This is a genomic window from Actinoplanes sp. NPDC049599 (genome assembly GCF_044465625.1).
In the GTDB taxonomy this organism is placed as follows: domain Bacteria; phylum Actinomycetota; class Actinomycetes; order Mycobacteriales; family Micromonosporaceae; genus Actinoplanes.
Window position 1 is genome coordinate 42,438 of record NZ_JBITLX010000004.1, and the last position, 12,232, is coordinate 54,669.

Below are 12,232 nucleotides of genomic sequence, written 5' to 3' on the forward strand. Positions count from 1 at the left end.
CGGATAGAGGTTCACTTCTCCGAGACTCCCGCCGAGTCGAAGGTGGCCACGTCGTGCAGGACCCGCACCGCGCCGGCGACGATCGGCAGCGCCAGCGCCGCGCCGCTGCCCTCGCCCAGCCGCATGCCCAGATCCAGCAGCGGGGTGAGCCCGAGGTGGGCCAGGGCCACGGTCGCGCCGGGCTCGGCCGAGCGGTGCCCGGCGACCATCGCGGCCACCGCGTCGGGGGCGAACGCCGCGGCGACCACGGCCGCCGAGCCGGCGATGACCCCGTCGATGATCACCGGGACCCGCCGCTCGGCCGCGCCGAGGATGAACCCGGCGAGCGCGGCGTGCTCAAGGCCGCCCAGCGCTGCCAGGGTGGCCAGCGGCTGGCTCGGGTCGGGGGTGTGCCGGGCCAGCGCGCCGGCGACGACCTCGATCTTGTGGGCGTGGGTCCGATCGTCGATCCCGGTGCCCCGGCCGGTCACCGCCGCCGCGTCCGCGCCGGTGAAGGCGGCCACCAGGGCCGCCGCCGGGGTCGTGTTGGCGATGCCCATGTCGCCGGTGAGCAGGCACTTCGCGCCGCCGTCGACCAGTGCGGCGGCCACCGAGATGCCCACCTCGACCGCCGCGCGGGCCTCGTCGGTGGTCATCGCGGGCTCCACGGCGAGGTCGCGGGTGCCCCGGCGGACGTTCGCGTCGAGCAGGGTGTCGCCGCCGTGCAGCGGGATCGCCACCCCGACGTCCACCACCATCAGCGAGGCGCCGACCTGGCGGGCGAACGCGTTGATCACCGCGCCGCCGGCCACGAAGTTCGCCACCATCTGGGCGGTGACCTCCTGCGGCCACGGCGTGACCCCCTGGGCGTGCACACCGTGGTCCCCGGCGAAGACGGCGATCGCGGCGGGCTCCGGCAGCGGCGGCGGGCAGGCGCCGGCCAGCCCGGCCAGGCGGACGGACAATTCCTCGAGGGCGCCCAGCGAGCCGGCCGGCTTGGTCAGCCGCGCCTGCAGGTCGCGGGCGGCGGCCATGGCCGGCTCATCGGCGGGACCGATCGCGGCGAGGGTCGTCTCCAGGGTCACTGTCGCTCCTTCAGCACATCCGTCAGGGTCGCAAGAAACGCGTCCGTGGTGGCAGTGTCGCGCACCGCGATCCGGAGCCAATCGGCACCCAGCCCCGGAAATGTGTCGCCGCGGCGCACCGCGTACCCCCGTCTGCGCAGCTCAAGGCGCACCTGGCCGGCGCCGGCCAGGCGCACCGCGACGAACGCGCTGGCCGCCGGGCCCGCGACAGTGACGTCCGGCACGCCGGCCAGCCCGGCCACCAGATGCGCGCGCTCCGCGGCCAGGTCGGCGGCGATCACCCGCTCCGCGGCGACGGCGACCGGGCTCGCGCAGGCGGTCGCCGCGGCCAGCGCCGGGGTGGACACCGCCCAGAGCGGCTGCGCGGTGGCCAGCCGGGCCAGCAGCTCGGCCGGGCCGAGCGCATAGCCGATCCGCAGCCCGGCCAGCCCCCAGGTCTTGGTCAGGCTGCGCAGCACCAGCAGCCCCGGGACGTCGCGGCGGGCGGCCAGCGACTCCGGCTCGCCGGCCACCCCGGGCCGGTAGGTGGTGTCGGCGAACGCCTCGTCGACGACCAGCACCCGGCCCGGCCGGGCCAGCGCCGCCACGTCGGCGGCCGGGTGCAGCACCGAGGTCGGGTTGGTGGGGTTGCCGACGAAGACCAGGTCCGCCTCGGCGGGCACCAGGGCGGGATCGAGCCGGAAGCCGTCCGCCTCGCGCAGCAGCACCCGCTCGACGACGTGCCCGGCGTTGCGCAGCGCCGCCTCCGGCTCGGTGAACTGCGGGTGCACCACGACCGGGCGGCGGGCGTGCCGCAGCGCCTGGGCGATCAGCACGAAGGCCTGCGCCGCGCCGGCGGTGAGCAGGACCTCCGCCGGGTCGCGGCCGTGCCGGGACGCCACGGCCGCGGTCGCTTCGGCATCCCTGGGGTACGCCGCCAGCTCGGTCAGCGCCGCCTGGATCGGCTCGGCGAGCCAGGCCGGCATGGGCTGGCGCCGCACGTTGACGGCCAGGTCGACCAGGCCGGGAGCCACCTCCGCGTCCCCGTGGTGGTGCAGGCCGTCGGACAGGTCTACCGATGAGGTCACGCGGCCCAGCATGCCTGATGAGATCCGCTCGGCTACTTCGGCCTTTCCGGCGGTACATGGGCTGATTTGTCATACCTTCGAGGGGTGACGAAGACCGGACTCGCCCAGGCAGGCCGCCTCGCCCCGCTGATCCGCGCCGGACTCATCGCCGGCGTGGTGGTCGCCGGCCTGATCTTCCCACTGGTGGCGCTCGCCGGGGTGGGTGCCAAGAACGGCGCCGACGCCCTGCAGAGCATGCCGGAGGGCCTGACCGAGGTGCCGTCGGCGCAGACCACCTACGTGTACGCCAACGACGGCAAGACGCTGCTCACGACGTTCTACGAGGAGCACCGGCGGCCCGTCAGGATCGGTGACATGTCGCCGTACATCACCCAGGCGATCGTGGCCTCCGAGGACACCCGGTTCTACGAGCACAACGGGGTCGACGCCAAGGGGGTGGCCCGGGCCTTCGTCGCCAACCAGCAGGCCGGCGGCGTCTCCCAGGGCGCCTCCACGCTGACCATGCAGTACGTGCGGATGGCGCTGCGCGACGGCGCGCAGACCCCGAAGGAGGCGCTCGAGGCGACCGAGCAGACCACCGGCCGCAAGCTGCGGGAGATGCGCCTGGCGATCGAGCTGGAGAAGCGGATCTCCAAGGCGGACATCCTGGAGCGCTACCTCAACTCGGCATACTTCGGCCACCGCGCGTACGGGATCTTCGCGGCCGCCGAGGTCTTCTTCTCCAAGAAGCCGAAGAACCTCACGCTGACCGAGGCCGCGCTGCTCGCCGGGCTGGTCAAGGCGCCCTCGGCGTACGACCCGGCGACCAACGACCAGCGGGCGGCGACCGACCGGCGCAACTACGTGATCGACCAGATGCGCGAGATGAACACGGTCACGGCGGCCCAGGCGGCGACGGCGAAGAAGACCAGGATCAAGCTGAAGCTGACCACCCCGCCGAACGACTGCGTCTCGGTGCCGAAGAAGCACAACGACTGGGGCTTCTTCTGCGACTACCTGCGCAACTGGTGGATGGAGCAGCCGGCCTTCGGCAAGACGTCGCGGGAGCGCATGGAGAACCTGCGCCGCGGCGGCTACAAGGTGGTCACCACGATCGACGCGAAGATCCAGAAGTCGGCGATGAAGCACATCCTGGACAAGGAGAAGAAGAAGAGCGTCTACGCGCACGGCGAGGTCGTGGTCGAGCCGGGCACCGGCCGGATCAAGGCGATGGCGGTCAACCGCAAGTACTCGCTGAACCAGAAGAACAACGGCGAGCACAGCGACCGGCGCAAGCGCGACGACTTCAAGGGCAACTACCCGAACACGGTGAACCCGCTGCTCGGCGGCGGTGACATGGCGGGCTACCAGGCCGGCTCGACCTTCAAGATCTTCACGATGCTGGCCGCCCTGGACGAGGGCATGCCGCTGGAGACGGCGTTCTACGCCCCGCAGCGGTACGTGTCGAAGTACATCACCGCGCCCGGCCCGGCGACCTGCGGCGACAACTGGTGCCCGAAGAACTCCAGCGCCTCGATGAGCGGGCGGCAGACCATGTGGAGCGGCTTCGGCAAGTCGGTGAACACGTACTTCGTGCAGCTCGAGGAGAAGGTGGGCGCGGAGAAGGCGGTCCGGATGGCCGAGCGGCTGGGCATGCGGTGGCGCACGGACATCGACCGCACACTGGCCGGCCCGGACCACGCCGACGGCTGGGGCGCCTTCACGCTGGGCGTCAGCGACGCGACGCCGATCGAGATGGCGAACGTCTTCGCCACCCTGGGCGCCGAGGGCCGGTACTGCGAGCCGATCCCGGTGAAGCTGATCAACACCCGGGACGGCGCGTCACTGTCGTTCCGGGGCAAGAAGGTCGCCGGGCCCCGCTGTCACCAGGCGCTGCGACCGGAGGTCGCGCAGGCCGCGACCGACGCGGCCCGGTGCGTCACCGGCTACGGCGCGGCGAAGGGCAGCTGCGGCGGGTGGGAGACCTCCCCGATGGTGTACGCGACGCTGAACCGGCCGGTCGCCGGCAAGAGCGGCACCACCGACAGCAACCGGAGCGCGTGGTTCTGCGGCTTCACACCCCAGCTCGCGGCGGCGGCCTTCGTGGCGGACCCGGACAACCCGGAGAACACGGTCGGCACGAGCCGCGGCACGATCTCGAAGTTCACGGTGGCGGAGACGCTGAAGGACGCGCTCGAGGGCCAGCCGAAGAGGAAATTCAACCCGCCGCCCCGCGAACTCGTCTACGGCACGCCGTAGCGCAGCCTCCCGTTCAGTGGGCTGCCGAGGTCGGGCGCCAGCGGGGGTTGCGGCCGGCCAGGGACACCGCCTGGTCGAGCAGGTCGGCCTCGTCCTCGATGGCCACGACCGGGCCGAACAGCCCCGGCACGCCCTCGGCCGGCCCCCGGGAGAGGAACTCGATCAGCGGCTCCAGCAGCCGCGGGTCGGCGGCGTATTCCTGGCCGGTGGCGCGGGCCAGGTCCCAGCCGTGCATGGTCAGCTCGTTGATCGCGACCGTGCCCGTCTCGACCGCCGGCATGGTCACCCCGCCTGCCCGGGCGGTGCCCTCCCAGGCCGACGGCGCGCGCCAGGCGATCGCCAGCTCCTCGAGCACGACGGTGAGCCGGCTGCGCCACTGCGGCGGCAGGTTGGCCGCCGAGGGCGGCGGCGGGGCGGCATCGGTGCCGGGCGCGCCGGACTTCTTCTGCGCCGCCTGGGTGAACGCCCGGGACAGGCCGATCAGGTGATCCAGCAGGTCGCCGACCGTCCAGTCGGGGCAGGGCGTGGGCCTGCCCAGCTGATCGTCGGTGATGCCCAGCAGCAGCGACCGCAGCTGACGGACCGGCGGGGCGAAATCCAGCGGAACACGATCGGCCACGGCGGGGCTCCCTTCTCATGGAACACCATCACCGTACGGCCGGGGTGCGACATCGGCAGATGTCGCTCCGGTGATCAGTTCTGCGGCGGCGTCAGCCCGGACAGCGAGAGGGTCTGCTCGCCCGGGTCGTCGTCCGGCGGCGGGACCACGGGCGGTGCGGTCGGCTCCGGGTTCAGCATCGCCGCGACCAGCCGGCGGGCGATCTCCGGTGCGCCGGCCCAGTGCAGCCCGAGCTGCGAGGCGTGCACCTGCCGCCAGACGAAGCCCTCCGGGTTGCCGCCGGCCCAGGTCCAGGCCGGGACCGGGCCGGACCGCGGGGTGACGATCGCCCGGTGCTGCTTGTAGCCGGTGATCCGGGCGCCGGGCGGGGCCAGCGGCGAGGTCGCCGGGGCGATCGCCTCGCGGTAGCCCGCGATCGTCTGGCCGGCGGTCAGCGCCGACGCGTCCAGCACCCCGCACATCGGCCGGCCGTCAAAATCGCGGGTCAGCCAGGGCAGGCCGACACCCTCGGCGATGATCGGACGGTGGTCGTGGGCGAGCTGGGCCACCGCGGCGCACAGGCGACGGTTGGCGGACAGCTCCTCGGCGTACCCCTCCGGCAGGGCCGCACCGATCATCAGCCCGCGGGTGCCCGCCGGCAGGGTCTCGTCGCGCAGCGGGTCGACGATCGCGACCTCCGCACCGGCCGCGGTGAGCAGCTCGACCGTCTCCACGTACGTGTAAGGGGCGCCCGGACCGCCGGCCAGGGCGATCACCGGCCGCTGCTCCGGCGGAACCGGCGGCTCGCCGGTCGCCTCGGCGAGCGCGTCCGCCGGCGACCAGGCCTGGTCGGGCAGCGGCGGCGCCGCCTCGGCGAGCACCATCACCCGATCGAGGTCGATCGCGCCGGCCACGGCCTCCCCCAACCGGCGGACGGCGCGGACCGCCTCGACGCTGCGGTGCGCGACCGGGACCGGCCCCTGCGCCCGCCCCGGCAGCACCGCCGGAAGATCACCGCGACGCAGCGCGCCGAGCACGGGCATGCCGATGTCGTCCAGCGCGGTCCGGAGCATCTCCTCGTGCCGGGGCGAGGCCACCCGGTTCAGGATCACGCCACCGAGGTGCACCATCTCGTCGAACATCCGGAACCCGTGCACGAGCGCGGCGAGCGAATGACCCATCGCGGCCACGTCCACCACCAGCACCACCGGCGCGCGCAGCGCGGCGGCGACTGCGGCCGTACCGTCGATCTCCGGTTGCCCGGTCAGGCTGTCGAACAGGCCCATCGCGCCCTCGATGACCGCGATCTGCGACCCGGCAGCGCCGTGCGCGAACAGCGGCGCGATGCGCTGCGCGCCGACCAGGCGCGGGTCGAGGTTGCGGCCGGGACGCCCGGCGGCCAGGCCGAGGTAGGCGGCGTCGGTGTGGTCGGGGCCGACCTTGAAGCCGGTGGCCGGCACCCCGCGCGCGGAAAAGGCGGCCAGCAGCCCGACCGCGATCGCCGTCTTCCCGTGCCCGGACGAGGGAGCGCTCACCACCAGGCGCGTGTGGGCGGACATCGTGCTCCCTCGGGGATACGGAAAACGGCGGCGACATGATATTTACCGCTGGACATCGCACCCTACCTGCCAGCCGAAAGCCACCGCCGGGAGCCGGGTAGCCTCAGAACGTGTACCGGTTCCTGCTGACGCCCCGCTGGCTGGCCGCCGCGGCGCTCACCGTGGCCGCCTCGGTGATCATGGTGTTCCTCGGCAACTGGCAGCTGCACCGCTACCAGGAGCGCAGCGCGATCAACGCCCGCATCGACGCGGCCGACGCCACCCCGGCGGTGCCGATGACATCCGTGCTGGCGAAGCCGACAGCGCCCGGCAAGCCGGGCGCGTCACCCGGCGAGGACGCGGCATGGACCAAGGTCACGGTGACCGGACGGTACGACCCGACACACGAGATCCAGGCACGCGGTCGCACGGTCGGGGGTGCGGTGGGCTTCGAGATCGTGACGCCGCTGTTGCTGACCGACGGCACGGCGGTGCTGGTCGACCGCGGCTGGGTCCGCTCGAAGGACGGCGACGCGATCTCGGCGCCGGTGGCCCCACCCGCACCGACGGGCGAGGTGACGGTGGTCGGCCAGGTGCATCTGTCGGAAAGCCGCCCGGCGCCGCTGACCAGACGCGACGGCCGCATCGACACCCGGCGAATCGCGCTGCCGAAGCTGGCGACGGCGCTGCCGTTCCCGGTGTACGGCGCGTACCTGCTGGTCAGCGACCCGGAGCCGGGTTTTGAGCCGATCCCGATCGACCACGAGGATTCGTGGCAGAACGGGGGGTATGCGGTGCAGTGGTGGCTGTTCGCGGTGATGGCCCTGCTGGCGTACGGATGGCAGGCACGCAAGGAAGCTCAGGGGGACGCACCGAAGCAGCGGGTGGACCGGGTGGCTGCGGCGGATGAGCGGCTGGCTGCGGTGCCGGGCGCTCGTAAGCCTGACTGAGGTCGCTTTCCTTCGTCTGGTCCTGGCCCGGGGTGCCACTCGCGGCATGTCACCTCGCTGCGACATCTCGTAGGGGCATCTCGCATGCCGTCGGGCGCGGCGGCCGCGCGCCGCTCCGCTCGCGCGCTGTCGAGCGCGGCGGGCTCCCGCGGGGTTGATTCCCGGCCGGCTGGTCTCGCGGAGGTTTCCCGGCGGGACTAACCTCGGCGGAGTGACCTTTCCGGACTCCACGCCGAGTGATCCCTGGAGCGTGCCCGCCCCCGAACAGCCGCTCGCCCCGGAGCCGGTGGCGCCGGGCCCGGTGATCGCCCAGATCGGCGACATGGCGGTGACGTCCACGGTCGTGCACACCCCGGCCGGCGACATCCCTCTGGCAGGTTCGACGTGGACGGTGAACGACTACTGGCACAACGAGCAGAAGATCCCGCCGTGGGCGATCGTCGCGGCGATCGTGGGCTTCTGCGTGCTGACGGTTTTCAGCCTGCTGTTCCTGCTGGTCAAGGTGACGGTGCCGCGCGGAACGGTGCAGGTGACGGTAACCAACGCGACCCGCCAGTACGTCGCGCGGATCCCGGTGACCGACCAGTCCCAGGTCACCTACGTGCATCAGCAGGTCAACTACGTCCGCTCCCTGGCCGCGCTCTAGCCTCCCCTGCGCCTGGGGCTTCCCATCACCATCCCCCTTCAGCGTGAGGCGGCCCGCACGCGTCCGCGTGAGGCGGCCCGCACGCGTCCGCGTGAAGCGGCCCGGCGCCCGGCCGTGTGGGGCGGCCCCCGCTGCCCACGTCCGTGCCGGCTGCTGTCTTGTCGGCGGTTTGTCGGCCGGGTCAAGCTTCGGGGGCGGCGGGCAGGCCGATGGCCTTGACCATGTCGATGGTGTCCGCCTCCTCGGCCCGTTTGTCGTCGCGATACCGCAGCACCCGGGCGAACCGCAGCGCCACCCCGCCCGGATAGCGCGGTGACGTCTGCACCCCGTCGAAGGCGATCTCCACCACCTGCTCCGGCCGGACCGTCACCACCCAGCCCGAGTCGTTGACGGCCAGCTCCTTGAACCGGTCGGTCTGCCACCGCAGCAGCTCGTCGGTGAGGCCCTTGAACGTCTTTCCCAGCATCACGAAACCGCCGGTCCGCGGGTCTCGCGCGCCCAGGTGCAGGTTGGACAGCCACCCCTGGCGCCGGCCGTGCCCCCATTCCACCGCGAGCACCACGAGGTCGAGCGTGTGCCGTGGCTTGACCTTGACCCAGGCGGCGCCGCGCCGGCCGACGTCGTAGGGGGCCTCCTGTGCCTTGATCACGACGCCTTCCTGACCGGCGGCGAGCGCGGCACGGAAGGCCTCGGTGGCCTGCGCCTCGGTCTCGACGGTGCGGCGCCCGACGATCAGCTCGGCGGGCAACGCGTCGGCCAGCGCGGCCCAGCGCACCCGCCCCGGCTCGTCCAGCAGGTCTGTGCCGTCGAGATGCAGCAGGTCGAAGAAGTAGGGAACCAGCGCAGGACCTTCCGCCGGGCCGGCGCTCCCGCCGCGCCGGGCGCCCCGGGTCGCGGCGCGGCTCGAGGTCTCCTGGAACGGCCGGGGCCGTCCCTGGGCGTCCAGCGCCATGGCTTCGCCGTCGAGCACTACCTCCCGGGCCGGGACGGCCCGCACCGCGGCGACGACCTCGGGCAGCCGGGACGTGATGTCGTCGAGGCTGCGGGTGAACACGGCGACGTCATCGCCGGAGCGGTGCACCTGGATGCGGATGCCGTCGAGCTTGACGTCGACGGTGGCCGGCGAGCCGGTCGCCAGCAGCGCGGCCCCGACGTCGGGTGCGCTGCCCGCCAGCATCGGGGTCAGCGGCGTGCCGACCCGCAGGCTGATGTCGGCGAGCGCGGTCGCCCCGCCGGTGAGGGCGGCGACCGCCACCTGTTTGAGGTCGCCGGAGAGCAGCAGTGCCCGGCGCACGGCAGTGGCGGGCACCTCGGCGGCACGCGCGATCGCATCGGCGAGCAACCCGGACTGGGCACCTTGCCGCAGCTCACCGCTGAAGAGGCCGACGAGCAGGCGCTGCTCGTCGGCGGTGGCGCGCCCGAACAGCTCGGCCAGCAGCTCCCGGCGCCGGGCCTGCGAGCCGGCGCCGGCGACGACGGAGATGGCGGCGATCCGGGCGTCGACCTCGGCCACCGTGAGGCTGGGCTCGGCGGCGGGCACGGGCCGGTCGCGCAGGCCGGCGTAACCGACACCGGTCTGCCGCTGCGGCAGCTCACCGGCGAGGTAGGCGGAGCCGGGAGCCAGCTCGTTCGGCTCGAGGCGCCGCAGGGCGTCGGCGAGCAGGTCGATCTTGGCCTTCCGACCGGACGTGGCGGTAACGGCTGCCGAGGTGGCTGCCAGGTCGAGGAACTGCACGAACCCCATCCTGGCAGCCACCTACGACATTCGCGGGCCGGCCGCGATCCGCTCCCCCGTGAAGCGTTCGCAACCGGACCGAACTGCCGCCCGCGCCGCATCGGGCACCCGCGAGGCAGGGCAACCGATCGGCGGTGGGCGCCGAAATCGCCGGCACCAGGCCGGAAGGACCTGGCACAACTTGCGGGCCGGACGCGGCGGCGAGGTGACCACCTCCGCACAAGACCCACCATGCCGGAGACGCACGCCCAGCGGGCCAGTTCAGCGCGACCCGGTCCCGGCCGTCACCCGACCAGGCATGATCCCCTCGACCCCGCCGGCCGGCCGTGCCACCCGCCGGCCGCGGCACGGAGCACCCGGTGGCGGGGGCCTGCCGTCCAGCACGCCTCGTGGCGACGACGTGCGCCGACCTGCCGTGGCACCCACCGACCGCGGCGCGGAGAACCCGGTGGCGGGCCCGCCGGCCGGCGCGCCTCGTGGCGACGACCTGCGACTGCCGGCTGTGCCTCCCACCCGGCCGGGTCGGGAGAACCCGGTGGCGGGGGCCTGCCGTCCGGCGCGCCTCGTGGCGACGGGGTGCGCCGGACGGCCGGCCCGGGGACATGGAACAAAGTCAGGCGGCCACCGGCTCCGTGATGCGGAAACCGCGGGCGCGGATGGCCTCGGCGACGCGGCTGAGCTGCGCGTCGAGCTGGCACAGGGCGTCCGACAGCTCGGCGAGCTGGTCGGTGAGGGCGGTCTCGTCCCACCCGGAGACGTCGACGTCCCCCAGAGCACTGCCGGCGGCGCGGAGCGCCACGATAGCGTCGTTCGAACTCATGTTCGAATCCTATCAGGAGTGATCGACCGCGTGCAGCAGGACTCACCCGATCAAGCGAGCGGATTACGTCGGCTCAGCGACCTCGGCGCCGACCGCGCCCCGGGCCGGCCGCGACGGCATAGCCTGCCGGAAAATCGCGGCTGCCTCGGCCGGCGCGGCCGCCGCGGCCACGAAGCCGTCCGGCCGTACGAGATAGAGCTGCCCCGGCACCAGCGGCGTCTCCGGCGCGGGCTTGAACAGGTGCACCGGCAGCCCCAGATCCGGCACCTCGGCCGCCTCGATGCCGCCGTACCCGTGGATCTGCCAGCTCAGGGACCGCAGCACCTCGTGGTTGCCGCCCGCCCACGCCAGCCGGCGGCCGACCACCGGGTCCCGCCGCCCGTCCGGTGTCATCGGGTAGCGGATCCGGATCTGCGAGACGTACCCGAAGAAGCGCGAGCCGCCCGCGGTCCGTGGCAGCAGCCGCACCCCGACCGGCGCCAGCAGCGGCACGATGAGCCGGCGCAGCACGCGAAAGGTCAGGCGCTGGGAGGTGATGAAGCCGAACAGCCGGTCGGTCGTCGCGACCAGGGTCTTGGCGACCGGCCGCCGCTCGGCCTCGTAACGGTCCAGCCACGCGTCGCCGGCCCGGCCGTGCAGCACGTCCGCGAGCTTGAACGCCAGGTTGTGCGCGTCCTGCAGGCCGGTGTTCATGCCCTGGCCGCCGACCGGCGAGTGCACGTGGGCCGCGTCGCCCGCCAGGAAGAACGGGCCGTCGCGGAACCTCGCCGCCACGCGGTGGTGGACCTTGTAGGTGGCGAACCAGCGGGACTCGGTGTAGGTCACCGCGAATTCGCGGCGGATCCGGGCCTGGGCCTCCTGCTCGGCCATCGTGCCGTCGCCGTCGTCGTCACGGGCCAGGCCGATCAGGCGCCACGCCCCGTGGCCGCGCATCGGGAAACCGAGCAGGAACTCGTCGCCGCCCGGCCGGACGTTGATCGCGCCGCCGACGAGGCCGCCCACCGCCGTGGCGTCGATGACGTAGAACGTGTGCGGGTTTGTCACCCCTTCGAAGGCGATCTCCCGCGACCGGCGGACCACCGAGTTGGCCCCGTCCGCGCCGACGCAGAACCGGGCCGTGATCGTCTCGTCGCCGAGCACGGCCTCGACGCGCTCCGGGGTGGCGGCCAGCGAGGTGACCTGCCGGCCCCAGCGGACTTCGCCGCCGAGGGCACGCAGGTTCTCGTACAGGATCTCCTCGTTGCGGCTCTGCTCCAGGACCTCGATCCACGGGTACGGCGTCACGCCCGCACCCAGCGGCCCCAATGGGATCCGGCCGAACACGCGACTGCCGAAGCCCGGCGCCACCGCCTCGGCCCGGTGTGCCGCCGCGAGCACCTGCTGCGAGATGCCGAGCTGGTCGTACACCTCGATGCTGCGGGCCTGGAGCACGAGCGCCCGTGACTGGCGGGTCGGGCCCTCCTTGCCGTCCACCACGACGACCCGGACGCCGAGCTTCACCAGCCAGTTCGCCAGCATCAGCCCGGTGGGGCCGGCACCGATCACGAGAACGTCGCAGCTCAGCTCGGCGGCCATG

General features: G+C 73.4%; 10 protein-coding genes. 3 read left to right on the top strand and 7 right to left on the bottom strand.

Translation table 11 applies throughout. The features are described from left to right. Nucleotides 1-11: 11 nt before the first annotated feature. Nucleotides 12-1,064, bottom strand: coding sequence for a nicotinate-nucleotide--dimethylbenzimidazole phosphoribosyltransferase (gene cobT / locus ACIBQZ_RS09165; protein ID WP_396087992.1), 1,053 nt, complete (start codon nucleotides 1,062-1,064; stop codon nucleotides 12-14). Then, nucleotides 1,061-2,131 carry an Rv2231c family pyridoxal phosphate-dependent protein CobC gene (gene cobC / locus ACIBQZ_RS09170; RefSeq protein ID WP_396087994.1) on the bottom strand — a complete coding sequence of 357 codons (1,071 nt, stop codon included), beginning with the start codon at nucleotides 2,129-2,131 and terminating at the stop codon, nucleotides 1,061-1,063. Before cobC ends, cobT begins: the two co-directional genes overlap by 4 nt. A gap of 84 nt (nucleotides 2,132-2,215) precedes the next feature. On the opposite strand from cobC, the gene ACIBQZ_RS09175 reads away from it, so the two are divergent. Beyond that, nucleotides 2,216-4,369, top strand: a complete 2,154-nt coding sequence (locus ACIBQZ_RS09175; RefSeq protein WP_396087995.1) for a transglycosylase domain-containing protein — start codon at nucleotides 2,216-2,218, stop codon at nucleotides 4,367-4,369. 13 nt (nucleotides 4,370-4,382) lie between these two features. Here ACIBQZ_RS09175 and ACIBQZ_RS09180 read toward each other — a convergent pair whose 3' ends face one another. Together ACIBQZ_RS09180 and ACIBQZ_RS09185 are read right to left on the bottom strand one after the other, a co-directional pair. Further along, a complete protein-coding gene (locus ACIBQZ_RS09180) occupies nucleotides 4,383-4,988 on the bottom strand; it encodes a TIGR03086 family metal-binding protein (RefSeq protein ID WP_396087996.1) in 606 nt (201 codons plus the stop codon). A 74-nt stretch (nucleotides 4,989-5,062) separates the two neighbouring features. Next, nucleotides 5,063-6,526, bottom strand: coding sequence for a cobyrinate a,c-diamide synthase (locus ACIBQZ_RS09185; RefSeq protein WP_396087997.1), 1,464 nt, complete (start codon nucleotides 6,524-6,526; stop codon nucleotides 5,063-5,065). A gap of 110 nt (nucleotides 6,527-6,636) precedes the next feature. On the opposite strand from ACIBQZ_RS09185, the gene ACIBQZ_RS09190 reads away from it, so the two are divergent. Continuing rightward, complete coding sequence (locus ACIBQZ_RS09190) at nucleotides 6,637-7,455, top strand: SURF1 family protein (protein WP_396087998.1); 819 nt, start codon at nucleotides 6,637-6,639, stop codon at nucleotides 7,453-7,455. A 211-nt stretch (nucleotides 7,456-7,666) separates the two neighbouring features. Further along, nucleotides 7,667-8,101, top strand: a complete 435-nt coding sequence (locus ACIBQZ_RS09195; RefSeq protein ID WP_396087999.1) for a hypothetical protein — start codon at nucleotides 7,667-7,669, stop codon at nucleotides 8,099-8,101. 181 nt (nucleotides 8,102-8,282) lie between these two features. Here the strand turns inward: ACIBQZ_RS09195 and ACIBQZ_RS09200 are convergent, their stop codons facing one another. The 3 genes from ACIBQZ_RS09200 to ACIBQZ_RS09210 all read right to left on the bottom strand — a co-directional run bounded on the left by ACIBQZ_RS09200 (nucleotide 8,283) and on the right by ACIBQZ_RS09210 (nucleotide 12,231). After that, nucleotides 8,283-9,845 carry an ATP-dependent DNA ligase gene (locus tag ACIBQZ_RS09200; RefSeq protein WP_396088000.1) on the bottom strand — a complete coding sequence of 521 codons (1,563 nt, stop codon included), beginning with the start codon at nucleotides 9,843-9,845 and terminating at the stop codon, nucleotides 8,283-8,285. 604 nt (nucleotides 9,846-10,449) lie between these two features. Beyond that, entirely contained in the window at nucleotides 10,450-10,656 is a 207-nt protein-coding gene (locus ACIBQZ_RS09205; protein ID WP_396088002.1) for a hypothetical protein, read from the bottom strand. A 63-nt stretch (nucleotides 10,657-10,719) separates the two neighbouring features. Further along, a complete protein-coding gene (locus tag ACIBQZ_RS09210; RefSeq protein ID WP_396088003.1) occupies nucleotides 10,720-12,231 on the bottom strand; it encodes an FAD-dependent monooxygenase in 1,512 nt (503 codons plus the stop codon). Nucleotide 12,232 lies beyond the last annotated feature (1 nt).

What these genes read in the sequence shown, in the direction of transcription:
- ACIBQZ_RS09200 (WP_396088000.1), bottom strand. Translation starts at nt 9,845, where the DNA reads ATGGGGTTCGTGCAGTTCCTCGACCTGGCAGCCACCTCGGCAGCCGTT.
- ACIBQZ_RS09205 (WP_396088002.1), bottom strand. Translation starts at nt 10,656, where the DNA reads ATGAGTTCGAACGACGCTATCGTGGCGCTCCGCGCCGCCGGCAGTGCT.
- ACIBQZ_RS09185 (WP_396087997.1), bottom strand. Translation starts at nt 6,526, where the DNA reads ATGTCCGCCCACACGCGCCTGGTGGTGAGCGCTCCCTCGTCCGGGCAC.
- ACIBQZ_RS09210 (WP_396088003.1), bottom strand. Translation starts at nt 12,231, where the DNA reads ATGGCCGCCGAGCTGAGCTGCGACGTTCTCGTGATCGGTGCCGGCCCC.